Raw genomic sequence first — 24,734 nt, 5'->3', positions numbered from 1 at the left:
CCAGGACAAATATTACGGCAAGGCGGTCTTCGGCCAGTCGGACTGGCTGGACAGCCCGCTCGGGATCACCGACTACGCGCATCGCAGCGTGCCGAACGTCTTCCTGAAAAGTCCGCTGGTCAGCGATGGCCCGTGGAATGCCGCCCATTTCAAGAACCCGGCCTATGACGGCATGGTCACCTCCTATCTGAAGGCACTCGACATCGGGGCACAGCGCACAGCAGCGTCCGATATCCAGAAACTGCTGCTTGACGAGACGCCCGTCATCTTCAGCTATTTCCCCGACCTGCTGGTGCCGGTGCGCAAGAATGTCAGCGGCCTGCCGCCGATCGCGGCCGGACTGCTGCTCGATCGCGTGTCGTTGAGCTGATCGTGCGCCATCGCCACGCCCTGAAAGAAGAAAACGGGAGAGTATCATTCGCAAGCCCCATCTGCGCGGTCGCGGACCGCATTTCCCCCTGCTCGACACGATCATGCAGTATGAGTTCGAGCCGGGCTATGTCGCCTTCACCATGCCGATGCAAAAGCGGCTGCGCGTCCAGGTGGGAGCAATGGTCGTCGCCGACACCACCAGGGCACTGGTGCTCTACGAATCCGACCATCTGCCGGTCTACTACTTCCCGATGAGCGACGTGCGCGAGGAATTCCTGCTGCCGAGCGCAACCACGACCGAAAGCCCGTTCAAGGGCGTCGCCACGCATTTTTCGCTCAACACCGGCATCACCCTGGTCGAGGATGCCGCCTGGCGTTATCTCGACCCGGTCAAGGGTTCCCCGCTGCTGTCGGACTACATAGCCTTCTATTGGCCCAAAATGACGCACTGGTACGAGGAGGACGAGGAGATCTTCGTCCATGCCCGCGACCCGTTCCGCCGGGTCGACTGCCTGCCTTCGTCCCGACGGGTGCAGGTCATCCTCGACGGCGAGCAAGTCGCCGATTCACGGCGTGGCGTGTTCCTGTTCGAGACCGGCCATCCGGTGCGCCACTATCTACCGATCTCGGACACGCGGCTCGATCTGTTTGCGCCGAGCCGCTACATCTCGCGCTGCCCCTACAAGGGACTTTCCAGCTATTATCACGTGACGACCAAGGCGAAGCGCCACGAGAACCTCGTCTGGTACTATCCGGAGCCGGTGCACGAGGCGGAGCGCATCAAGGGACTGGTCTGCTTCCACCATGAATTGGTCGACAAGATCCTGGTTGACGGCGTCGAAATCCCCAAGGAAGCCACGGCAGCGTCCAACGGCTATTTCTAGAGGTTCATGGTCGACGCGTCCGGCTTCCGGCCCGATTGCCTGTATCACCCTTGAAAGAGGCGTGGTTCCGCGCATACCCTTGCGGCAAGTAGGGAGGCCCAAATGGACATTTTCAGGCTGGAAGGCGATGTCGCGGTGGTGACGGGCGCAGGCAGCGGCATTGGTCAGGCGATCGCGATCGGCCTTGCGGAAGCCGGCGCCGATGTGGCGTGCTTCGGCCATGCGTCGAAGGGCGGGCTGGATGAAACGGCGCAGCGGATAACGGCTGTCGGCCGCAAGGCTCTGGTGCTGGCCGGCACGGTGACTTCCGAGAGCGATCTCGCGGCGGCGATGGATCGCGTCGAGGCCGAACTCGGCCCGCTGACCGTGGCCGTCAACAATGCCGGCATCGCCGGCTCCGAACCGGCCGAAACATTGTCGCTCGAGGCCTGGCGCAAGGTGCATGACGTCAATGTTTCAGGCGTGTTCCTCTCGTGCCAGGCCGAGGCACGCAAGATGCTGCCGAGACGCAAGGGAGCCATCATCAACATCGCCTCGATGTCGGCAACCATCGTCAATCGCGGGCTGACGCAAGCGCATTACAATTCCTCGAACGCCGCCGTCATCCACATGTCGAAAAGCCTGGCCATGGAATGGGCCGACCGGGGGCTGCGCGTCAACGTCCTCAGCCCAGGCTACACATTGACGCCGATGAACAGGCGGCCGGAGGTTGCCGAGGAAATCAAGATCTTCAAACGCGACACACCGATGGGACGGATGGCGGAGCCAGAGGAGATGGTCGGGCCGGCCATATTCCTGGCCAGCCGTGCCTCGAGCTTCGTCACCGGCCTCGACCTGATCGCCGACGGCGGCTACGTCTGCTGGTAGTCAGGCAACGCAAGCCAAGCCCGCGCAACCCAAGCCGATCTGCAGACGCTTCACTCGGCGGCCAAAGCGAGTTGCGGGCGCGCGGCGTCGTCGGGCGTCGCCGCCTCCGATTCCGGCTGGCCCCCCCGGCTGCGCGGCTCGCGGCCGAAGAACAGGGCATAGCCCGCCGGGAGCACAAGGATGGTCAGCACGGTGGCAACCAGGATGCCGCCCATCATTGCATAGGCGAGCGGCCCCCAGAACACGGCGCGCGAGATCGGGATCAGCGCCAGCACCGCCGTCATCGCCGTCAGCACGATCGGCCGGAAGCGGCGCACGGCCGAGCCGATGATAGCCTCCGAGCGGTCCATGCCCCTGGCGATGTCCTGGTCGATCTGGTCGACCAGGATGATCGAGTTGCGCATGATGATGCCGAGCAGCGCGATGACGCCGAGAATGGCGACGAAGCCGAACGGCGCACCGCTGATCAAAAGGGCGGCGGCGGCACCGATGATGCCGAGCGGACCGGTCGCCAGCACCAGCATCGCCTTGCCGAAATTCTGCAGCTGGATCATCAAGAGCACCACGATGATGGCCAGCATGACCGGCGCCTTGGCGGCGATGGAGGCCTGGCTCTCCGCTGAATCCTCGGCACCGCCCTGGATCTCGATCTTGTAGCCGGGCGCCAGGCCGTCGCGCAGGCCCTGCATGTCCTTGTAGAGCTTGGTGACGACGTCGTTGGACTGCACGCCATCCGGTAGCGTCGCACGCACCGAGATCGTGGGCAGGCGGTCGCGGCGCCACTCGATGCCCTGCTCCAGCACCGGCACCACCTTGGCCACCTGCGACAGTGGCACGAAGCCGCCGAAATCGGTCGGGATATAGACGGAGTCCACCGAGGACAGCAGGCTGCGGCTGGCATCCGGCTCGCGGGCGACGATGGACACCGTCTCCTCGCCGTCGCGGAAGTCGTCGAGCGGCGCGCCGGACATGGTGGCCTGCAGCATCTGGCGGATGCGTTGCGAGGTGACGCCGAGCGCGCGGGCGCGATCCTGGTCTATGACCAGCTTCATCGCCGGCACGGGTTCGAGCCAATCGTCGTGGACGGCGCCGAGCAGCGGGTCTTCCCGGAATTTCGCCTTCACCTGATCGGCGATGCGGCGCACTTCCTGGCGGTCCGGACCCATGACGCGCATCTGCACCGGCCAACCGGTCGGCGGGCCGAGGAACAGGCGATCGACCTTGGCGCGGATCGACGGGAAATCTTGCGCCAGCACGCTGCGCAGCTTGACGATCAGCCGTTCGCGGGCCGGCTCGTCATTGGCCATGACCAGCAACTGGGCGAAATTCGGATTGCGCAGCTGCTGGTCGAGCGGCAGGAAGAAGCGCGGCGCGCCCTCGCCGATATAGGTGGCGATGAAGCGCTTGTCGGTGTCGTCCATCATCCTGGCTTCAAGCGCCTTGGCCTGGGTCTCGACCTCCTTGATGCTGGTGCCTTCCGGCAGCCAGAGGTCGACGAGGATCTCCGGCCGCGACGATTGCGGGAAGAAGTTCTGCGGGATGAACTGGAACGCCCACAGGCTGGTGCCGAAGGTCACCAGCGTCATCACCAGAACGATGATGCGATGACGCACAGCCCAACCGACCGTGGCGCGAAGCCGGCGATAGAAGCGCGTATCGAAAGCGTCGTGATGGCTGCCGGCATGCTTGCGCTGCTTGAGGATCATGTTGCCCAGCCACGGCGTGAAATAGACAGCCACGAACCAGGACACGATCAGCGCGATGCCGACGACATAGAACAGGGTGCGCACATATTCGCCGGCCGTGGAGGCGGCGAAGCCGACGGGGATGAAGCCTGCGGTGGTGATCAGCGTGCCGGTCAGCATCGGGAAGGCGGTGGAGGAATAGGCGAAGCTCGCCGCCTCGATCTTGACCAGGCCTTCCTCCAGCTTGCGCTCCATCATCTCGACGACGATCATCGCGTCGTCGACAAGCAGGCCGAGCGCGATGATCAGCGCTCCGAGCGAGATGCGCTGCAGGTCGATGCCGAGCTCGTACATGATGGCGAAGGTGGCCGCGAGGACAAGCGGAATGGCGATGGCGATGACAAGGCCCGAGCGCCAGCCGATCGACAGGAACGAGACGACCAGCACGATCAGCAGCGCTTCGCCCAGCGCATGCATGAATTCGCTGACGGCATCCCTGACGACCTCGGGCTGGTCGGATATCTGGTCTACCGACACGCCATAGGGCAGCGCCTCCTCGAAGCGCTTGTAGGTTGCCTCGACATCCTTGCCGACATCGGTGACCTTGAAGCCCTTAGCCATGACGACGCCGAGCTGCACGCTGTCATGACCGTTGAAGCGGTATTTGCGCTGGAACGGATCTTCCAGACCCGATGTCACGGTGGCGATGTCGCCCAGCCGGGTGACCTGGCCGCCGGCGCGCAGGCGCAGGTTCCTGATGTCCTCGACCTTGCCGACGTCACCCTCCACGGAGATGCGCACCGAGTTAGTGCCGGTGTCGACCGAGCCGGCCGGATCGACATTGTTCTGTCCCTTGATCGCGTTCTGCAGATCCGTCAGCGTCAGGCCGCGTTCGGCCAGCGCCTTGGACGAGACATCGATGTAGAGCTTCTCCGGCTGGTCGCCGATGATGACGGCCTTCTCGACGCCCGCCGTCGTCAGCAGCATATCGCGCGCCTGGATGGCGAACTTCTTCAACTCCGGATAGGTGAAGCCGTCGCCGCTGATCGAATGCAGGGTGATGAAAGTGTCGCCGAACTCATCGTTGAAGTAAGGGCCGAGCAGGCCTTGCGGCAGGTCGCCCGCGATGTCGCCGACCTTCTTGCGCACCTGGTAGAATGCGTCATTGACCTCGGCGGCGTTGGTGTCGCCCTTGATCTGGACGGTGATGATGGCGCTGCCGGCTCGCGTGAAGGAGCGCACGAAGTCGAGATGCGGCGTTTCCTGCAGCTTGCGTTCGATCTTGTTGACGACCTGGTCTTCCATCTCCTGGATCGAGGAGCCGGGCCAGATCGCCTGGACAACCATGACGCGGAAGGTGAAATCGGGATCTTCCTTCTGACCCATCCGCATCAGGCCGAGCGCGCCGGAAATGATGATCAGGCCAAACAGGAACCGCGCAATGGCGGGATGGCCGATGGCCCAGCGCGACAGGTTGAAGGGCCGCTTCTCTTCCGTGGAGTTGGTCATCGGTGGTCGTCCACTTCGTTTGATCGTCGGCGCGCCCGCATAATTTCGGCGCGTGAATTCCTGGGATTTTATGGTGGCTTCCGGGCGGCAAGGCTCACCGAGCGGTGGAAACGCTTACCGCGATTGGGACGCAGGACTTGATGCGCGGGGGGCACATCAAGCGAGCGCCTCGGTTAGGGCGCTTGCCGCCCGGAAACCAGCGGCCGCGGGAACGCGCGGCCGGTTCGGTCGTCAGCGCACCTGCCTGGCGTCGCCGCCTTCGCCAGCCGCGGAGGCGGATTGCAGCACGGTGTCGCCGGCAAGTTTCACCTTGAGATTCTCGGTCATGAACTGCGTGCCGGCCGCGACCACGACGTCGCCGGGTCTCAATCCTTCGGCAACGCGCACACCGTCGGCAGCGAACTCGGCAACCTTCACCGGGCGGGCATGAACGGTGTCGACGCCACGATCGACTGTCCAGACGATCGACTGGCTGCCTTGCTCGGCCAGTGCGCTGAGCGGGATCGAAACCAGCTGCCGTTCATTGGCGGCCGACGCTTCTATGCTGGCGGTCATGCCGAGCAACACGCGTGGATCGTTGGGCAGGCTGACGCGGACGGCGAAGGTGCGCGATTGGGGATCGGCGCTGCCGGCGACCTCGCGGACCTTGCCCTGGAGCGCCAGCGCGTCGTCGGACCAGAAGCCTGCTTTGACGACCTTGCCCGGCTTGAATTGCGCGATTTCCATTTCCGGCACCGCGATGAGCACTTCCTTCTCACCGTCGACCGCGACGGTGACAACCGGCGTGCCGGAGCCGACCACCTGGCCGACATCGGCATTGACCGATGTGACAATGCCGTCCCTGTCGGCCTTGAGGTCGGTATAGCCGACCTGGTTCTTCGCCTGGGCAAGCGACGAACGGGCGGAGTCGCGGGTGGCGACCGCCTGGTCATGGGTCAGCGTCGCCTGCTCGAGCTGCGATTTCGGCGCGAAGTTCTTGGCGAACAGCTGCTCGGCGCGCTTGCGGGCAAGCTCGACGGTCTCCACCTGGCGCTCGGCCGCATCGAGGGCGGCCTGCGCGCTCTTGACCGACAGGTCGTAGTCGGTGGGATCGATGCGGGCGAGCACATCGCCGGACGCCACGTGCTGACCGATGTCGACAAGGCGCTCGGTGATCTTGCCGTTGACGCGGAAAGCCAGTGCGCTTTCGGTCCGGGCTCGTACCGACCCCGAATAGGAAAGCGTGCGGGTGTCATGCGCCTGGGCGATCTCGACGACCTTGACCGGACGGATGATGTCCTTGACCTCCGCTTTTTCCTGGCTACAGCCAGCGAGCCCCAAAGTAGCTGCGACAAGCAGCAGCGAACCAGCCGCCGGTAGCCTGCTGATGATCGAGTTGAACGAAGACACGCGCGTACTCCCGAAATGGAGATGAATCGTCGGCACCGTCGCCCCGCGGGCGGCGGCTATTCCTTCAAGGCCTTGATCGCATAGTCGATAAGGTCGTCGGGCATCGCCCGGTTGGTCTTGGCGAGGCACTGCGCCACCATCTGCGGATGGCACAGGATGACCGTGGCGGCGCCGAAGCAGCGCGATGCGATCACCGGATCCTGTTGCCTGAACTCACCGGCCTCGATGCCGTCGCGGATCACCTCGGCGAACAGGTCGTGAATGCTGTCGACATGCTTGTCGATCACGGCCCAGTCCCGTTCGAGCGCGATGACGACCATCTCGTGGACCTTCTGCTCGTCCAGCATGACTTCCAGGGTCATCTTGTACTGCGCATGAACGTAGCGCCGAAGCCGCTCCTCGGCGCTGATGGGCAGGCGGGAAATCTCATAGGCCATCTGGTAGCTGGCCCCGAGCATGCGGCCGCAAACGGCCTGATGGATTTCCACCTTGGAGGCGAAAAAGCGGTAGATGTTGGCCGGCGACATGCCGAGTTCGCGTGCAATGTCGGCGACATTGGTCTTGCCGTAGCCATAGTGACGGAAGAGGCGCTCGGCGCAGTCGAGGATGCGCGTCACATTTTCCTGTCGGCTGGCGTCGGCGACGATGTTGGAGGCTTCGGACATAGGTCCTGTTGCTTTACGAGTGACGAATTTCGAATTTCGAATTTCGTCACTCGTAAATCGAAGGGCACCAGATGTCAACGCGGAATCGACGTACGCGTATAAGATAGTGACAGATGGTGACAGTGGGCGGGTATGGCAACCGGCGCTCGCGATTGGCGGCGCGCCTCTCATGCGTTCGTCATCCCAGAGCGAAGCAAGGAGCGGAGCGACGCGGCGGAGACCCTGGGATCCATTCCGTGACTTGCAGAAGAATGAGGCAGATCAAATGGTTACGCGGATCAGTGCCGGCATCCTGCTCAGAGTTGTCGGAGCACGGCCGCAAGGTCTCGGCATGGATCCCAGGGTTTCCGCCACGTCGCTTCGCGACTGCTCCACCCTTGGACGACGAAGTCGCGAGGCGTCCAGGAAACCTGTCGCCATCACCGCAAAAGCGGCGCGGCCTACGCCCCCTTCGCCATTTCCCGCAGGCGGAACTTCTGGATCTTGCCCGTCGAGGTCTTCGGGATCTCGGCAAAGATTACCGCTTTCGGCACCTTGAATCGGGCAAGCAGAGCGCGACAGTGCTCGATGATTTCGGCCTCGGCTGCCACGGCGCCCGGCTTCAGCTCGACAAAAGCCACCGGGACCTCGCCCCATTTCGTGTCCGGCCGGGCGACCACACCGCAAGAAGCAACCGACGGGTGCTTATAGAGCGCCTCCTCGACCTCGATGGACGAAATGTTCTCGCCGCCCGAAATGATGATGTCCTTGGACCGGTCCTTGAGCTGGATGTAGCCGTCGGGATGCATGACGCCGAGATCGCCGGAATGGAACCAGCCGCCGGCAAAGGCTTCGTCACTGGCTTTCCGGTTCTTCAGATAGCCCTTCATGACGATGTTACCGCGGAACATGACCTCCCCGATGGTTTCGCCATCCGCTGGCGTTACCCGCATCGTCTCGGGATCCATCACGGTCAGGCCCTCCAGCGCCGCGTAGCGCACGCCCTGGCGCGCCTTCTTGGCGCTGCGCTCGTCCTTTTCGAGGTCGTCCCAGGCTCCATGCCATTCGTTGACGACCGCCGGGCCATAGGTCTCGGTCAGCCCGTAGAGATGGGTGACCGCAAAGCCGGCCTCGGCCATGCCCGACAGCACGGACTCCGGCGGCGGCGCCGCCGCCGTATTGAAGGTGACAGTCTGCGGAAAATCGCGCTTGTCTTCGGCCCTGGCGTTGATCAGCACCGACATGACGACCGGCGCGCCGCACAAATGGGTGACGCCCTGATCGGCTATCGCATCGTAGATCGGCTTCGGCCGTACCCAGCGTAGGCAGACATGGGTGCCGGCCTGCACGGCGAGCGTCCATGGAAAGCACCAGCCATTGCAGTGGAACATCGGCAGCGTCCACAGGTAGACGGCATGCTTGGCCATTCCGGCATGAATCGTGTTGGTGTAGGCCATCAGCGCCGCGCCGCGATGATGATAGACGACGCCCTTGGGATTGCCCGTGGTGCCCGATGTGTAGTTGAGTGAAATCGCATCCCACTCATCGTCGGGCATCGCCCAGGCGAAATCCTCGTCGCCCTCGGCGACAAACGCCTCGTAGTCCAGGGTGCCGATCCGCTCGCCCTTCGGATAGGGCGCGTCGGCGGCGTATTCGGGATCGTCATAGTCTATGACCAGCGGCTTGACCCTGGCCAGATCGAGCGCTTGCCGCATGACGCCAGAGAACTCACGATCGACGATCAGCACCCTGGTCTCTGCATGGTCGAGCTGAAAGGCGATGACCGCGGCATCGAGGCGGGTGTTGAGGGAATGCAGCACCGCCTTGGTCATCGGCACGCCGAAATGCGCCTCCAGCATTGGCGGCGTGTTGGACAGCATGACCGTAATGGTATCGCCCTTGCCGGCGCCGCGCTTTTGCAGGGCCGAGGCAAGCTTCAAGGAGCGTTGCCAAAAGGTGCGGTAATCCACGCGCTGACGGCCATGGATGATGGCGACATGATCAGGATAGGTCTTCGCCGCGCGCTCCATATAGGTGAGCGGCGTCAGCGGCTGGTGGTTGGCGGCATTCTTGTCGAGATCCTGTTCATAGGGATTGCCCATCCCGTCCTCCCCTGGCGCAAATCAAACCGCTGCAGGCGTTCCTTGCGCGTTCATGGACGCGTGGTGCGGCGGTTTATCTTTTCAGATCTTCTAATCATTGGACCGTCCCACGTCACCACCAACCATGCCACGACGGAGTGCATTTGGAGCAATGGCGATCCAGAGTGACCCCCTGACAGGGAAACCTGTGCCTAACGCGGTTTGACTTTTGTCGAAGGCCGTGAATAATGTCAGCCAAGGAGACGGCATGGCAATCCGACCCGCAGAACAGCTGATTCACAAGGCCGCCTGGCTTTATTATGCGCATGGACTGCGGCAGGACCAGGTGGCGAGCCAGCTTAACATCTCCCGCGCATCGGTCGCCATGTATCTGCGCAGGGCGCGCGAGACCGGCATCGTCATCATTTCAACCTCGACCCAGCTTTTCACCGACGATGTGATGGCGCGCAAGCTCGAGGATGCGCTGAAGCTCGACGCGATCTGGATCGCGCCGGAGAACGACCACATCGCCGACCCATCGACGGAAATCGCTGTCTTGGGCGCCAGCGTCTTCCTGGAACTGGTCAAGAAGGGCGACCGCATCGGCGTCGCCTGGGGCCGCACCGTCTACACGATCGCCGATATCATGCCCTATGCCGACCTGCAGGATGTCACCGTGGTTCAGCTCTGCGGCAATCTTGGAGCGCCCTACTCCTACCGGCCCGACCAATGCACGATGGAGATCGCGAGGCGGCTGAATGCCAAGGGCCTCAACTTCTACGCCCCGCTTGTGCTGTCGACGGAAGAACTGGCTCGGGCGCTGCGGGCCGAGCCGGTGATCCGGGAACAATTGTCCGGCATCAGCGACTGCGACCTGGCCCTGTACTCGGTCGGCGCCGTCGACGCCGACAGTCACCTGGTCAAATGCGGCGCGCTGACCCCGGGCGAAATGGCCACCCTGCGCGGCCAAGGCGCCGCCGGCGTGATAGCCGGACAGATCATCGACGCGAAAGGCGCGGTTCTCGACTGCGGTTACAACAGGCGGGTGATCTCCGCCGAATTGTCCTCGTTGCGCGCCATCACCAAGCGCCTGATGGTCGTGCAGGAGGACAGCAAGTTCGAACCGCTGCTGGCGGCGATCGCGGGCGGGCTTTGTACGCATCTGGTGGTGGGCGCGCGCATGGCGCAGCGGCTGCTGGAACATGCCGGAGCCGCGACAGAAACGGCATCCTGAATAACCTCTTGCCGGCGCCTGTCATCAAGGCGTCGCGACATTCCTGTTTCCCGAAAAAGACAGCAACTGGACGAAGCCAACATGAAGAATTTGTGGAACGACGACGCGGCCGAGCAACTCGTCGCCGACTATGCGAAGAAGGGTGTCAGCCGCGATCTCGCCTTGCGCGTCTACACGACGCGCCTGCTCGGCGGCGAGCCGCGCCTCGTCCTGCATGGCGGCGGCAACACATCCTGCAAGACGGTCGCGACCGATCTTGTCGGCGACCAGTGGGACGTGCTCTGCGTCAAGGGTAGCGGCTGGGACATGGGCGTCATCGAGCCGCAGGGCCTGCCGGCGGTCAAGCTCAAGCCGCTGCTCAAGGCGCGCTCGCTGAGCAGATTGGGCGACGAGGACATGGTCGCGCTGCAGCGCGCCAACCTCATCGACCCGTCATCGCCCAACCCCTCGGTCGAAACGCTACTGCACGCGTTCCTGCCGCACAAATTCGTCGACCATACCCACTCCACCGCCATCCTGGCCATTGTCGACCAGGAAGACAGCGAGGCGCTGAGCAAGAAGGTGTTCGGCGAGAAGATGGGATATGTGCCCTACATCATGCCCGGCTTCGACCTCGCCAAGGCGGCGGCCGATATTTTCGACGCCGACCCGGATGTCGAGGGCCTGATCCTCGACAAGCACGGGATCTTCACCTTCGGCGAAGATGCAAGGCAGGCTTACGACCGTATGATCCACTATGTGAACGTGGCGGAGGAGTACATCGCCAGGAACGCCAAGCCGCAAGCGGCCAGGGCGGCGCTCCCGGCACGGCTCGCAACGCCGGCTTCCGTCGCGCCGATGCTGCGCGGCGCGGTCGCGGTGCCGCGCGGCGAAGGCCGTTTCGACCGCATGATCAGCGATTTCCGCACCTCGGACGGGATCGTCGATTTCATGGGTCTGGCCGGGATCGCCGACCTGGCCGGGCGCGGCGTTTCGACACCAGATCTATCGATCCGCATCAAGACCGGGCCGATGGCCTTGCCGGCGCCGGATGCCGACCACATCGGCGACTACAAGGCCGTGATCAGGAGCCACGTCGACACCTTCGCTCAGGACTACCGCGCCTATTTCGAGGTCAATGATGCGCTCGACGACGTCAAGCGCACCATGCTCGACCCGATGCCGCGCCTGACGCTGGTGCCGGGGCTCGGCATGTTCGGCCATGGCCGCACGCTGAAGGACGCCAGGATCGCCTCGGATGTCGGCGAGATGTGGATCGAGGCGGTGCGCGGCGCCGAGGCGGTCGGCCGCTTCCATCCGCTGTCCAAGGCCGACCTGTTCCCGCTCGAATACTGGTCGCTTGAACAGGCCAAGCTCGCGTCCAACAAGCCGAAGCCGCTAACCGGACAGGTCGTGCTGGTCACCGGCGGCGCCGGCGCGATCGGCGCGGCGACGGCAAAACTCTTCGCCGACAATGGCGCCCATGTCGTCGTCGTCGATCTCGATGCCGAAAAGGCCGCCGATGCCGCCAAGAAGGCCGGCAACAATTCGATCGGCGTCGCCGCCGACATCACCGATCCGGCCCAGGTCCGCGCCGCCTTCGACAGGGCAGTCGCCATGTTCGGCGGCGTCGACATCCTGGTGTCCAATGCGGGTGCTGCCTGGGAAGGCCGGATCGGCGAACTCGACGACGCGTTGCTTCGCAAGAGCTTCGAGCTGAATTTCTTCGCCCATCAGTCGGCGGCGCAGAATGCAGTGCGCATCATGCTCGAGCAAGGCACCGGCGGCGCGCTTCTGTTCAACACCTCCAAGCAGGCGGTCAATCCGGGACCGAAGTTCGGCGCCTATGGCGTCCCGAAAGCGGCGACCCTGTTCCTGTCCAGGCAGTATGCGCTCGACTACGGCGCCTACGGCATCCGTTCGAACGCCGTCAACGCCGACCGCATCCGCTCTGGCCTGTTGACCGACGCCATGATCGCAAGCCGCTCCGGTGCGCGCGGCCTTTCGGAGAAGGACTACATGTCGGGCAATCTCCTGGGCCAGGAAGTGACCGCGCAGGACGTGGCCCAGGCCTTCCTGCATCACGCCTTGGCCGACCGGACCACGGCAGACGTGACGACGGTCGACGGCGGCAACATCGCGGCGGCGATGCGGTAGCGTCTTGACTGCCCCTGCCCTCCAGGCAGGGGCAAGACGGGCCGGAATCCTAACAAATATTGTTAGTTCTTGTGAGGCGTGCTATATGGTGGGCATGAAAGCCGAACCGATGCGGACCCTCACAATCTCCCTCACAGCGAAGCAGAGTGCGCGCCTGCAAAGCGCCATCGAAGGTGGCGCCTATGCCTCCAACAGCGAGATTGTACGCGACGCACTTCGCCTGTGGGAACAGCGCGAGGAATTGCGCGCCCTGGAACTCGAGCACCTGAAACGCGCCTATGCCGATGGCATGGCCAGCGGCAAGCCTGTAGCGATCGAACCAGCTGAATTCATACGCGGTTTGAAGGCAGAACGCCGCGCCCGTGGCTAGATATCGGTTCACACCCCGAGCCTCGCAGGATTTGCGAGATATCTGGCACACCATTGCAATCGATAGCGAAAAGGCAGCTGACAAGCTGCTTTTGCGCATATTCGACAGGCTGGAACTGGCGATTCAGCACCCCAAGATGGGCACGGCTCGGCCCGAGTTAAGCGCGACCGCCCGCGTGCTGGTCGAGGGCCGCTATATCATTATCTACGAACCGCAGCCGGACGGCGTCCTGGTTGCGGCGATTGTCCACGGGATGCGCGATCCGGAGCATTGGCTTTAGCCTAATGGACTCAGGACTCGTAAGAAAGAGCGGCCCTTGAGCCGCTCTTTCCGTTTCAATCCGCCAGCTTACTTCGCGTTCGGGTTCGGCATCCAGGCCGGCATGGCGACATCGGCGTGGGCGAACTGCGGCAGCTTGGCCGACAGGTCTTCCATGTTCTTGATGTCCTTGTCGATCAGATCCTTCTGGGTGATCAGCGTCGGCGGCACGACGACGTTGTGGCCGGGATCTTCGCCGGCCAGCAGCTGCGCCAGCGCCCGCACCGAGACCTGGCCGACGACGGCCGGGTTGGTTGCCGCGGTGGCGGCCCAGGCGCTGTCGGGCTCGCGCATCGCGGCAATGTCGGAGGTCGAGATGTCGGCGGAGTAGATCTTGATCTTCTTGTTCAGTCCGGCCTCGTCGACCGCGATCTTCACACCCTTGGCGAATTCGTCATAGGGGGCGAACATCACATTGATGTCGGGATGGGCCTGAAGCACCGAGCGCGCCTGGTTGGCGACGGAGTTGGCGATCGGGTTGTCGAGCGTACCGAACATGGCGACTTCGCTGATGCCCGAATACTTCTTCTTGACGTCGACCCAGGTCTCGTTGCGGCGGTCGAGCGGCGCGATGCCGGCGACATAGACATAGCCGGCCTTCCAGCTCTCGCCATTGTCCTTGACCGCCTGCTCGAGTGCGAGGCGCGCCAGATCCTTGTCCGATTGTTCAACCTGCGGAATCTTTGGATTTTCGACATTGACGTCGAACGCCACAACCTTGATGCCGGCGTCGACCGCGCGCTGCGCGGCGTCCTTCATCGATTCCGTCAGGCCGTGCTGGATGATGATGCCCTGCACGCCGAGCGCGATGGCCTGGTCGACCATGTCCGACTGAAGCGCGGCGTCCTGGCGGCTGTCGAGCACGCGCAGGTCGATGCCGAGCGCCTTCGACTGTGCCTCCACGCCCGAGAGATAGGCCTGGAAGAAGTCGCCGGTCGAGAGATAGCGGACCAGCGCGATCTTGACGCCGGGCTTGTCGAACGGTGCCGGCTTGTCTGCGGCAAGTGCGGGAACCTGCATCAGCATGGTGGCGCCGGCCAGCCCGAGCGCGAGCTTCCCCAGAAGTCTTCTTGTGATGTTCATATCGTTTTCCTCCACTCTTGTTGAACCCAAAATACCGTCCCCGATCGAACTATCTCCTGCCCCTGCCCGAAAGGGCAAAGGTGAAGACAAGGGCGATGACCAGAACGACGCCCTTGACGAAATCCTGCGTGTAGTAGGGCGCGTTCATCATCGTCAGGCCTTGCAGCAGGATACCGACGAACAGCGCGCCGATGGCGGTACCGAAGGCGTTCGGCTTGGCGGCGCCGAGCACCGCGTAGCCGATCAGCGCCGCGGCGACCGCATCGAGCAGAAGATTATTACCCGAGGCGATATCGCCGCGTCCAAGCCTGGCGGCGAGCAGAATTCCGCCGATCGAGGCAAAAACTCCTGAAATCACGTAGGCCCAGATCTTGTATGCCTTGACAGGCGCGCCGGCGAGTTCGGCGGCGCGTTCATTGCTGCCGACGGCATACATCATGCGGCCGAAGCGGGTGTATTCGAGGAAGAACCAGATCAGCACCGCCAGTACGAGGAGCACCACGACGGACACAGGAATGAGGTTCGGGATGAAGAAATCGAAACGGTGGCGGCCGAGCGCGAGGAAGGCGTCGGAGAATTTGCCGTTGGCGACCGACCCGTCCGGCATCGTCATGCCGGTGGCGATCGAGCGGCCCTCAGTCGGGATGCGCTGCAGGCCGACCAGCAGGAACATCATGCCGAGCGTCGCCAACAGATCGGGCACGCGCATATAGACGATCAGCCAGCCATTGATCAGGCCGACAATGGCGCCGATGACCAGGCAGACGATGACGGCGACAACGACGTTCTGCTCCAGCACCACCATGACATAGGCAGCCGCCATCATGGCTGATGTGGCGACCGAGCCGATCGACAAGTCGAAGCCGCCGACGACAAGCGTCGCCGTGACGCCGAGCGCCAGCACGCCGGTGATGGCGACCGACTGGAAGATGAAGACGGCACTTTGCGGCGAGACGAAGCCGTCGGCGGCGATCGCGAAATAGGCGATGAGGCCGAACAGCAGGACGATGAAACCATAACGGATGGCGTAGTCGCGCAACGTCATTCAGCGCTCCCGCGCGCCGGCGCATTCTTGGTCCAACTCGAACCCATGGTCTCTCCGTTCCAATTCCAATTTCCCGCCACGCTCAGGCCGCGTTGTGCAGCGGTCCGCCGGCGACCTCGGCCAGCAAACGATCCAGATCGACATTGGCATTGCGATGCTCGCCGACGATCGTTTGCTCCGACATGACGAGAATACGATCGGCGGTCTCCAGAGCCTCGTCGATTTCGGTGACGAACAGCAGGGTCGCGCGCCCACCGGCACTTGCCCTCAGCTTGGCGGCGATATCGCGCCGGGCCGAGATGTCGACGCCCTGGAATGGCTCGTCGAGAATGAACAGTGTGGCGTCCTGCGCCATCCAACGTCCAACCATCACCTTCTGCTGGTTGCCGCCGGACAGTGCCGACATCTCGTCCTTCTCGGAACGGCACACGATCCCCAGTTCCTCGATCTGCCGGCGCGCGGTGACACGTTCCAGGCGGCGCCTGAGAACAGCGAAACGCGACATGCGTTTGTGAAACGGCAGGCTGATATTTTCCTGGATGTTGAAGCCGCCAACGATGCCGTTTTCGCCGCGGTCCTTGGCGACGAGAAAAACTCCGGCGGCGATCGCCTCGCCCGCCGATCGCGGCGCATAGGGCCTGCCGTTCATCGTCATTGTGCCGGCGAGAGGCTTGCGCACGCCGAAAAGCGTTTCGGCAAGCGCGGTCTTGCCGACACCGACGAGGCCGGTGATGGCAACGACTTCGCCGTCGCCGAGCCTCAGCGAGATCGGCTTGGCGCCTTGCGCAATGCGCAGGCCTTCAACTGTAAGGATGGCCTTGCCCGACTCTCTGACGACGATCTGGTCGAGATGGATCTTGCGGCCGAGCATGGCGTTGACGGCGCCCTCATAATCGAGCGGCTTGCAGTCGAAGACGCCGGAGACGACGCCGTCGCGCATCGAGACGATCCGGTCGGCGAGCCGCCTGATATCGGACATGCGGTGCGATATATAGAGGATCGCCACGCCTTGCTCGCGCAGCCTGTCGATCAGGGCGAACAGCCGATCGGCTTCGGCGCTGGACAGAGACGAGGTCGGTTCATCGAGGATCAGCACTTTCGGCTGATGCGCCAGGGCGCGCGCGATCGCCACCATCTGGCGATCGGCGAGGGAAAGATCGCTCACCCGCGCCTTAAGATCGAAGGCCAATCCCATGCGATCGGCAACGGCTCTGGCCTCGCGGCGCACACGCGCCGGGTTGAATAGCATCGGGGCGTCGGCGCCGCTCAGCCGGTCCAGCGTCAGGTTGGTGGCGACGTCCAGGTCGGCGACGACACCGTCATTGATGTTCTGATGAACGGTTACGACTCCGGCGCGGATCGCCTCCGCCGGCGTGGTCGGCGCGAAGTCCTGCCCTGCAAGGTCCATCGTTCCGCCGCCGCGCTCATAGACGCCGCTGATGATCTTGACGAAGGTGGATTTCCCGGCGCCGTTGGCGCCCATCAGCACGGTCACTTCGCCGGCATGAAGCACCAGCGAGACGCCGCCAAGCACCTCGTTGCGGCCAAAGGATTTCCTCAGCCCCTCCGCGCGGAACACGGCATTCCCGACCATGCGTTCCTCCCTGATCATGACGCTATGGTCTATGCCGGCAATTGTCAACACGATTGACAATTGCCAGACAGCTTCCTAGCTTGGCCCAACCGCCAAGGCTCCCCTATGATCGGAACGCAGAGGCGGGAGGGAGACGCATGACTGAAAAATTGCCGTTCGAAGCATTGTCGGTGGAGACGCTTGCGACGCGGCTCGGCACGAACGAGGCGCTGGGCGCCATGATCGGCAGGGACACGGGCGCCTGGAGGGTTCGCGAGGTCGGCGACGGCAATCTCAACCTGGTGTTCATCGTCGAGGGTGGCAGTGGCAGCGCGGTGATCAAACAGGCGCTGCCCTATGTCCGGCTCGTCGGCGACAGTTGGCCGTTGCCGCTCAAGCGCTCTTTCTTCGAATATCATGCGCTGACCCGGCAGGAGGCGCGTGCTCCGGGTTCGGTGCCGGCCATCCACCATTTCGACGAAGGCCAGGCGCTCATCATCATGGAATATCTGTCGCCGCACATCATCCTGCGGCGGGCGCTGATAGAGGGCCGGCAATTGCCGAACATTGCCAGGGATATCGGCCTGTTCATGGCCCGTACGCTGTTTCGCGGCTCAGACCTCTCGATGGCGACCAAGGACCGCAAGGCCGACCTGGCGCTGTTCGCCGACAATGTCGAGCTTTGCGACATCACCGAGAACCTGGTGTTTTCCGACCCCTATTTCGACGCCAAGTTGAACCGGCACACCTCGCCACAACTCGACGGCCTTGTCGCCGAATTGCGTGCCGACCGCGACCTCAAGGTTGAGGCGCAGCGGCTCAAGCACATCTTCGCCGCCAATGCCGAAACACTGCTGCATGGCGACCTGCATTCCGGCTCGATCATGGTTACGGACAGCGAGACACGGATGATCGATCCGGAGTTCGCCTTCTACGGACCGATGGCCTTCGATGTCGGCATGCTGCTCGCCAATTTCTGGATGTCGTTCTTCTCGCAGCGCGGACATGAAGAGGACGGGTCGCGAGACGCCATGCGCGCCTATCTGCTCGACGTCGTGGTCGAGACCTGGTCTGTGTTCCGCAGTGAATTCTCGCATCTGTGGCGCACCGAGCGCACCGGCATGCTTTACCAGAAGAGCCTGTTCGAGGACCAGGGCGACAGGCTCGGCGCCGAGCAGGCGCTCGATCACGTGCTGCACCAGATCTGGACGGACCTGCTCGGCTTTGCCGGCATCGAGGTCCACCGCCGCATCCTCGGCCTCGCCCACAATGCCGATTTCGAGACCATCGCCGACGAGGATTTGCGCGCCTCTTGCGAGGCAAAGGCGCTGAAATTCGGCCGCCACATCGCCGTCAACCGGCGCCATATCCACGGCATCGAAGAGGTCAACGCCCTGACCGTGCTGATCGAACAGGAGAACAGGATTTGAACGTCGGCGACCGCCACTACCGGACCATCTGGCTGAGCGACGACGGGCGTTCGGTGGAGATCATCGACCAGCGCTGGCTGCCGCATGATTTTCGCGTCGAGAGAATCGACACCGTTGCCGGCATCGCAACCGCCATTCGCGACATGTGGGTCCGCGGCGCGCCGCTCATCGGCGTCACCGCGGCCTATGGCGTCGCCATGCGGATGGCCGACGATCCTTCGGATGCTTCGCTCGACGACGTTTGGGAAATACTGCATGAGACGCGCCCGACGGCGATCAATCTACGCTGGGCGCTGGATGAGATGCGGCGCTTCCTGCGCCCGCTGCCAACGGAACAACGAGCGGAGGCGGCCTACCGGCGCGCCGGAGAAATCGCCGACGAGGATGTCGGGCTCAACCGCGCCATCGGCGCCAATGGTCTCGCCATCATCAAGGAGATCGCGGCGCGCAAGCAGGAGGGCGAGCCCGTCAACATCCTGACCCACTGCAATGCCGGCTGGCTGGCCACCGTCGACTACGGCACCGCCACCGCACCGATCTACCTGGCAGCCGAGGCCGGCATTCCCGTGCATGTCTATGTCGACGAAACGCGGCCGCGCAACCAGGGCGCCCAGCTGACCGCGTGGGAGATGGCCGGCCATGGCGTGCCCCACACGCTGATCGTCGACAATGCCGGCGGCCATTTGATGCAGCGCGGCGCGATCGACATGGTCATCGTCGGCACCGACCGCACAACGGCCGACGGCGATGTCTGCAACAAGATCGGCACCTATCTGAAGGCACTCGCCGCCGCCGACAATGACGTCCCGTTCTACGTCGCCCTGCCCTCGCCGACCATCGACTGGACGGTGCATGACGGCCTGGCGGAGATCCCGATCGAGCAGCGTTCCCCCGACGAGGTCTCTTTGGTCTGGGGCAAGACCGCCAGCGGTGAGATCACCCAGGTGCGCATATCGCCCGAGGCGTCGCCAGCGGCAAATCCGGCCTTCGACGTGACCCCGGCGCGGCTGGTCACCGGCCTGATCACCGAACGCGGCGTCGCCAGGGCCTCACGCGAGGGGCTGAAAGAACTATTCCCCGAGCGTGGATGATCCCAACCCTCTAGCGGGCGATTGACAGCGCCGCCCTGCCCCGCCATAAAAACCGCGTTAATGTTCTCAGGGCGGGGTGAAAGTCCCCACCGGCGGTAAGGGTTTCGACCCAAGCCCGCGAGCGCTTTCCGGGTCGGAAAGGTCAGCAGATCCGGTGTGATTCCGGAGCCGACGGTTAGAGTCCGGATGAAAGAGGACGAACGGAAGATGGTCCGCCTTGGCGGGCCTTGCACCGTATCGTGCGTCCTGATTCTGGTTCGAAACGGAAGAATGGACCCATGAATCAGCATTCCAACAAAGACTATGGAACCACCCGCGTCGCCGTCGTGCGCGCGCGTTGGCACGCCCACATCGTCGACCAGTGCGTGCTGGCCTTCGAGGCAGAACTCGCCGTGTTGGGCGAGACCCGCTTCGCCGTCGATATCTTCGACGTGCCGGGCGCCTACGAGATACCGTTGCACGCCAAGATGCTGGCCGAGACCGGCCGCTATGCCGCGATCCTCGGTACCGCATTTGTCGTCAATGGCGGTATCTACCGGCATGAATTCGTGGCGAGCGCTGTGATCGACGGCATGATGAATGTGCAGCTATCGACCGGCGTGCCGGTTCTCTCGGCGGTGCTCACGCCGCACAATTATCACGACAGCGCCGAGCATCACCGCTTCTTCTTTGACCACTTCACCGTCAAGGGCAAGGAAGCGGCCAATGCCTGCGTCCAGCTCCTCGCCTCGCGCGACCTAGTTGCGGCATGAGCCCGGCTGCCGCCGGGTGGGTTTCCCACCCGGCGCTTCATTCGGCCTAAAGCTTCAAATCAAAGTTGACCTTGAAGGCGTGCCCCTGGGTGTCTTTGGCGATCTGCCCCGAATAGGAGGCGCCGAGCGTTGCATTGGATGACAGGGAAACGTCGAAACCGACTTCGATCGCCAGCGCATCCCTTGCGATCGGCACGCCCGAGATCGCAAACGACGATCCGGTGTTGAAAGCCAGGTTGGAGGTCGGATTGACGTCGTTGTAGGCGTGCTGCCAGCCCAGCATGCCGTGCAGCGCGGTCTCGGTCATGCCCATATCGAGTTGGGTCGAGGCACGAACGCCGAATGTCGAGAAGCTATTCTCGGTCGTCATCTTCTGGGCCGTCAGCGCCGACGTCGTGCCGCCGGTTTCGGCGAAGCCATCGGCGTTCAGATGGACATAAGCAAGGTTGGCGAAGGGTTCGATGGCATTGCGGCCGACATCCAGTCGGTAAGCCAGTTCGCCGAAAGCCTGCGCCGTCGCGGCTTTGTGGTTCGCGGAGAGCGATTCGCTGAAGGCTGGGAAGACAACCTTGCGCCTGGTGTCGATGTCGTGCCAGCCATAGAACGCGCCGGTACGGAAGCCCAGCGCGCCCCACTGTGTACCGGCATAGATGCCGAGATCATAATTGTCGCTGGAGCCCGTCGAGGTGCGATCGGTGACCTCGAAGCTCGAATGGCTATAGCCACCAAGGACGCCGAGTCGCCAGTTTCCGAGAGGTGCGTCGGCGCCACCAACGAAACCGGCGCTGTTGCGGCCGAAGTCCGCAGCATAGCCGGAGCCCTTCACATCGCCAGTCATTGCAAGCGCTTCACTCCAGATCACGATGCCATCGGCGTTGGCAGGTGCGGCATGGAGGCCTTTGACGTCCAGCGCAATGGTTGCCGAGGAGGGCGTGGCGACGGCATCGAAAGCAGAGCGTATTCGACGGTTGGCCGCATCGCGCACGAAACGGCTGTCCTCGACAAGCGCACCATTGATGTCGGCGTGAATCTCGCCGGAAAGCGCGTTTCCATAGGGGCGCAGATATTGGTAGAAGGCGACGGTCTTGCCCTCGTTGGGCCCGTCCAGATGTTCCCGGTTGAGGACGTGGAGCTTCCAGCCGTCCTTCGTCATCTTGAAGGCAAGACCCTCGGTTTCTTGCCCGTCCGGAGACTGGAGATTGCCCAACTTCTCGACTTCGCCGGTCTTCAGATTTGCCCGGTATATTCCGTTCGTTTCGTCATTGTTGGAAAAATACATCCAGCCGTCGAGGAGCTTGCCGCCCTGTGCCGCGTCGACCGTCTGCGACAGCGGGATGTATTCCTTGAAGCTCCAGTCCGAGAGATTGTAGACTGCCAGTTCCGTGGCATTGTTGTACGCCATGCCGTAGCCGAGGCCATTCTTGGCATCGACAGCCACCCAACTGGCAATGTCGATGGTGCCGTGAGGTGGCGTAAGCGCAAAGGCCTTGCCGGTATAGCTAAGGTCGCTGGCGTTATAGATGGCAAAAACCGGATTGTTGTACCGGTATCCGGTGACCGGGTCGGCGACGCTTGAATCCAGCGAAATATACAGAAGCCCGTCAGCATAATCGATGTCGCCGATGTGGTTCAGGCCTGCGTCGGAGAATTGCGACGGAATCTCCAGAGCATGCGGAATGCCGGGCGCCGCAACCAGGGTGCGATTGTAGTTGCCGTCGGTGCGCTCGAGAATATTGGTGCCGGAAAAGTACCAATTGGTGCCGTCCGTCGTCACGCCCTGCTTCTTCGACTGCGTCGCGTCGCCGGTAAAGACCGTCTTTTCGACCATGATCCAGGGCTCGACGGCAAGGGCCGGCATCGACGTCGCGACGAGGGCGCCGGACACGATCATGCAGGAGGTTATCGTTTTCGGGAGATAAGCCACGACCGCTCTCTTCAGGGCGGCTTCGCTCGTGTGATCAATCATCTTGGAAGACATTCTGGCTTTCCTGTCAGTAGGCTTTGATCGATTCCTCGGCGCGCACGACATCGATCAACGAGGGCGGTGCCCTCGGCGATGGCAAGGTCCGAGACTTTTGTGGTTCTTCGGGTGAAATTTGCGCGGTATCTGTCGGCCGCTCTGGCCGACGGTTCAACGATGTGTTCACTAGGGGGAGCGCGTGACAATCATATGAATAATGGGAACAATATGAAAAATACAACCACCCGCCCGAAGGCATCCCGGATGACGGGCTCGTCCTCCGGCCTTCATGTCAGGCTGCTCAACGAAATCGGGCAGGGCATCGTGCGCGGAGAATTCGTTCCCGGTGACCAGCTGCCGAACGGCGACGATTGGAGCGCCTCGTTTGGAGCAAGCCGGACTGGTCTGCGCGAAGTCGTCAAGGTCCTGGCGGGCAAGGGCATGGTGGAGATGCGCCCCCGTACGGGAACGCGGGTGCGCCCGCGCAAGGATTGGAATTTCCTCGATCCCGACGTGCTGATGTGGCGTTTCGGCTCGAGGACGACCGCCGAGGAGGCTCGTTCCCTGTTCGAGTTGCGCCGCGCCATCGAACCAATGGCCGGAGCCCTGGCGGCGGAGCGCGCCACGCCGGAGCAGATAGCCGAATTGCGGAGCATTCTCGAGGAAATGGAGCAGGCCGGCGATGATGGCGAGCGCTTCGCCAGACCTGATCTCGCATTTCACCAGGCAATCCTGCACATGTCGGGCAACGAACTCATCGGCTCGCTCGCCGCCTTGATCGAAACGGCGCTGGTGATCAGCTTCCGGCTTTCGGACGATAATCCCGCCGGGCAACGCCATTCGCTCAGATTGCACCAGCGGATCGTCGAGAGCATTGAAAAGCGCAATCCCTCGGCCACCAGCAAAGCATTGGTCGCCCTGCTGGATGGAGCAGAAGAGGATGTGCGGCTTTCTCTCGCGGCAAGGATTGGCAGGCAAAAATAGCGCCGGTTTCCCGCGCCTGAAGGCAATATCCTTGACGCGCCGTCGACCGTTTGGATGTCACATTACTATCAGCCGGGGTTGTGTAACAAGAATTGCTCCGAGCAGAGCGCCCGGCTGTTGCGGTTCCACCGAAATCCAGCCAAAAGCATCGGGGGCCGACCGGCAACCGGCCGGCCTGCGACGTTGCGCTTGAAACCAGATACGGGAGACTATTGGGTGGCTCGCATAACACTGAGACAATTGCTCGACCACGCCGCCGAATACGGCTACGGCGTGCCCGCTTTCAACATGAACAATATGGAACAGGGCCTTGCCATCATGGAGGCGGCCGAGGAGACCAAGTCGCCGGTCATCCTGCAGGCAAGCCGCGGCGCCCGCGCCTATGCCAATGACGTGGTGCTGGCCAAGCTGATCGATGCGCTGGTCGAAATCCATCCCGACATTCCCGTCTGCATGCATCTCGATCATGGCAACAACGAAGCCACCTGCGTCACCGCGATCCAGTATGGCTTCACCTCCGTGATGATGGACGGCTCGCTTAAGGAAGACGGCAAGACGCCGGCCGACTACGACTATAATTCGGGCATCACCCGGCGCGTCGTCGACATGGCCCATTGGGGCGGCGTTTCGGTGGAGGGCGAGATCGGCGTGCTCGGTTCGCTGGAGAGCGGCGGCGGCGAGCAGGAAGACGGCCACGGCGTCGAAGGCGCGATCAGCCACGACCAGCTGCTCACCGATCCGGTGCAGGCCGAGCAGTTCGTGCGTGACACCCATGTCGACGCGCTGGCGGTGGCCATGGGCACCAGCCATGGCGCCTACAAATTCTCGCGCAAGCCGGACGGCGCGGTGCTGGCCATGAACATCATCGAGGAGATCCACCGTCGTCTGCCCAACACGCACCTGGTCATGCACGGTTCGTCCTCGGTGCCGGAGGATCTGCAGGAGATCATCAACAAATATGGCGGTCAGATGAAGCCGACCTGGGGCGTTCCGGTGGAGGAGATCCAGCGCGGCATCAAGCACGGCGTGCGCAAGATCAACATCGACACCGACAACCGCATGGCGCTGACCGGCGCGATCCGAAAGGTGCTGACCGAGAACCCGAGCGAGTTCGATCCGCGCAAATATCTGACGCCGGCAATGGCGGCGATGCGCAAGCTCTGCAAGGAACGTTTTGAACAGTTCGGCACCGCCGGCAACGCAGAGAAGATCAAGCCGCTGCCGGTCGCCGAAATGGCCAAGCGCTACAAGTCGGGCAGTCTCGACCCGAAGTTCGGCTGATTTCAATCTCTCGGAACCGCTGGACTATTCCGGCGGTTCCTGTGCT

19 protein-coding genes, 1 pseudogene and 1 riboswitch are annotated in these 24,734 nt (G+C 63.0%); of the genes and pseudogenes, 12 read left to right on the top strand and 8 right to left on the bottom strand.

The window, feature by feature from the left end; translation table 11 throughout:
* The 3 genes and pseudogenes from WC739_RS15290 to WC739_RS15280 form a co-directional block, all read left to right on the top strand.
* Positions 1–370, top strand: a pseudogene (locus WC739_RS15290) (peptide ABC transporter substrate-binding protein); the annotation flags it as partial.
* Between the two features lie 103 nt (positions 371–473).
* On the top strand, positions 474–1,256 hold the full coding sequence (locus WC739_RS15285) for a DUF427 domain-containing protein (protein ID WP_372953870.1): 783 nt from the start codon (positions 474–476) through the stop codon (positions 1,254–1,256).
* Between the two features lie 102 nt (positions 1,257–1,358).
* Complete coding sequence (locus WC739_RS15280) at positions 1,359–2,123, top strand: SDR family oxidoreductase (RefSeq protein WP_372953869.1); 765 nt, start codon at positions 1,359–1,361, stop codon at positions 2,121–2,123.
* 50 nt (positions 2,124–2,173) lie between these two features.
* On the opposite strand, the gene WC739_RS15275 is transcribed toward WC739_RS15280, so the two are convergent.
* From WC739_RS15275 to WC739_RS15260, 4 genes are all read right to left on the bottom strand, one after another.
* Complete coding sequence (locus WC739_RS15275; protein WP_372953868.1) at positions 2,174–5,317, bottom strand: efflux RND transporter permease subunit; 3,144 nt, start codon at positions 5,315–5,317, stop codon at positions 2,174–2,176.
* Between the two features lie 231 nt (positions 5,318–5,548).
* Positions 5,549–6,706, bottom strand: a complete 1,158-nt coding sequence (locus WC739_RS15270; protein ID WP_372953867.1) for an efflux RND transporter periplasmic adaptor subunit — start codon at positions 6,704–6,706, stop codon at positions 5,549–5,551.
* 56 nt (positions 6,707–6,762) lie between these two features.
* Positions 6,763–7,371, bottom strand: a complete 609-nt coding sequence (locus tag WC739_RS15265) for a TetR family transcriptional regulator (protein ID WP_372953866.1) — start codon at positions 7,369–7,371, stop codon at positions 6,763–6,765.
* A gap of 440 nt (positions 7,372–7,811) precedes the next feature.
* Positions 7,812–9,452: an acyl-CoA synthetase gene (locus tag WC739_RS15260; RefSeq protein ID WP_372953865.1), complete on the bottom strand. Its 1,641-nt coding sequence runs from the start codon at positions 9,450–9,452 to the stop codon at positions 7,812–7,814.
* 247 nt (positions 9,453–9,699) lie between these two features.
* Here WC739_RS15260 and WC739_RS15255 point away from each other — a divergent pair, with 247 nt between their 5' ends.
* From WC739_RS15255 to WC739_RS15240, 4 genes are all read left to right on the top strand, one after another.
* Positions 9,700–10,665 carry a sugar-binding transcriptional regulator gene (locus WC739_RS15255; protein WP_372953864.1) on the top strand — a complete coding sequence of 322 codons (966 nt, stop codon included), beginning with the start codon at positions 9,700–9,702 and terminating at the stop codon, positions 10,663–10,665.
* A gap of 81 nt (positions 10,666–10,746) precedes the next feature.
* Positions 10,747–12,801 (top strand): bifunctional aldolase/short-chain dehydrogenase, encoded by a 2,055-nt coding sequence (locus WC739_RS15250; protein ID WP_372953863.1) that lies wholly within the window; start codon positions 10,747–10,749, stop codon positions 12,799–12,801.
* A gap of 109 nt (positions 12,802–12,910) precedes the next feature.
* On the top strand, positions 12,911–13,171 hold the full coding sequence (locus WC739_RS15245; RefSeq protein WP_372953871.1) for a type II toxin-antitoxin system ParD family antitoxin: 261 nt from the start codon (positions 12,911–12,913) through the stop codon (positions 13,169–13,171).
* Entirely contained in the window at positions 13,164–13,451 is a 288-nt protein-coding gene (locus WC739_RS15240) for a type II toxin-antitoxin system RelE/ParE family toxin (RefSeq protein ID WP_372953862.1), read from the top strand. Before WC739_RS15245 ends, WC739_RS15240 begins: the two co-directional genes overlap by 8 nt.
* 68 nt (positions 13,452–13,519) lie before the next feature.
* Here WC739_RS15240 and WC739_RS15235 read toward each other — a convergent pair whose 3' ends face one another.
* From WC739_RS15235 to WC739_RS15225, 3 genes are all read right to left on the bottom strand, one after another.
* The gene (locus WC739_RS15235) at positions 13,520–14,572 is read right to left on the bottom strand and encodes a substrate-binding domain-containing protein (RefSeq protein WP_372953861.1); all 1,053 of its coding nucleotides are present in this window, start codon (positions 14,570–14,572) and stop codon (positions 13,520–13,522) included.
* A 49-nt stretch (positions 14,573–14,621) separates the two neighbouring features.
* On the bottom strand, positions 14,622–15,617 hold the full coding sequence (locus WC739_RS15230) for an ABC transporter permease (protein ID WP_372953860.1): 996 nt from the start codon (positions 15,615–15,617) through the stop codon (positions 14,622–14,624).
* An 82-nt stretch (positions 15,618–15,699) separates the two neighbouring features.
* On the bottom strand, positions 15,700–17,211 hold the full coding sequence (locus WC739_RS15225) for a sugar ABC transporter ATP-binding protein (RefSeq protein ID WP_372953859.1): 1,512 nt from the start codon (positions 17,209–17,211) through the stop codon (positions 15,700–15,702).
* Between the two features lie 137 nt (positions 17,212–17,348).
* Here WC739_RS15225 and mtnK point away from each other — a divergent pair, with 137 nt between their 5' ends.
* The 3 genes from mtnK (at position 17,349) to WC739_RS15210 (ending at position 20,463) form a co-directional block, all read left to right on the top strand.
* Positions 17,349–18,620: an S-methyl-5-thioribose kinase gene (gene mtnK / locus WC739_RS15220; RefSeq protein ID WP_372953858.1), complete on the top strand. Its 1,272-nt coding sequence runs from the start codon at positions 17,349–17,351 to the stop codon at positions 18,618–18,620.
* A complete protein-coding gene (gene mtnA / locus WC739_RS15215) occupies positions 18,617–19,711 on the top strand; it encodes an S-methyl-5-thioribose-1-phosphate isomerase (protein WP_372953857.1) in 1,095 nt (364 codons plus the stop codon). The genes mtnK and mtnA overlap by 4 nt, the downstream gene beginning before the upstream one ends.
* A gap of 58 nt (positions 19,712–19,769) precedes the next feature.
* Positions 19,770–19,913, top strand: a riboswitch (FMN riboswitch).
* 76 nt (positions 19,914–19,989) lie between these two features.
* A complete protein-coding gene (locus WC739_RS15210; protein ID WP_372953856.1) occupies positions 19,990–20,463 on the top strand; it encodes a 6,7-dimethyl-8-ribityllumazine synthase in 474 nt (157 codons plus the stop codon).
* A 46-nt stretch (positions 20,464–20,509) separates the two neighbouring features.
* On the opposite strand, the gene WC739_RS15205 is transcribed toward WC739_RS15210, so the two are convergent.
* Positions 20,510–22,441, bottom strand: a complete 1,932-nt coding sequence (locus tag WC739_RS15205; protein WP_372953855.1) for an autotransporter domain-containing protein — start codon at positions 22,439–22,441, stop codon at positions 20,510–20,512.
* Positions 22,442–22,519: 78 nt separating this feature from the next.
* Here WC739_RS15205 and WC739_RS15200 point away from each other — a divergent pair, with 78 nt between their 5' ends.
* Together WC739_RS15200 and fba are read left to right on the top strand one after the other, a co-directional pair.
* Positions 22,520–23,407 carry a FadR/GntR family transcriptional regulator gene (locus WC739_RS15200; RefSeq protein WP_372953854.1) on the top strand — a complete coding sequence of 296 codons (888 nt, stop codon included), beginning with the start codon at positions 22,520–22,522 and terminating at the stop codon, positions 23,405–23,407.
* Positions 23,408–23,623: 216 nt separating this feature from the next.
* The gene (gene fba / locus WC739_RS15195) at positions 23,624–24,688 is read left to right on the top strand and encodes a class II fructose-bisphosphate aldolase (protein WP_372953853.1); all 1,065 of its coding nucleotides are present in this window, start codon (positions 23,624–23,626) and stop codon (positions 24,686–24,688) included.
* Positions 24,689–24,734 lie beyond the last annotated feature (46 nt).

Source organism: Mesorhizobium sp., assembly GCF_041661565.1.
Lineage (GTDB): Bacteria > Pseudomonadota > Alphaproteobacteria > Rhizobiales > Rhizobiaceae > Mesorhizobium.
The sequence above is the reverse complement of the archived record's forward strand: the minus strand, read 5'-3'. Positions and strand labels throughout refer to the sequence as shown.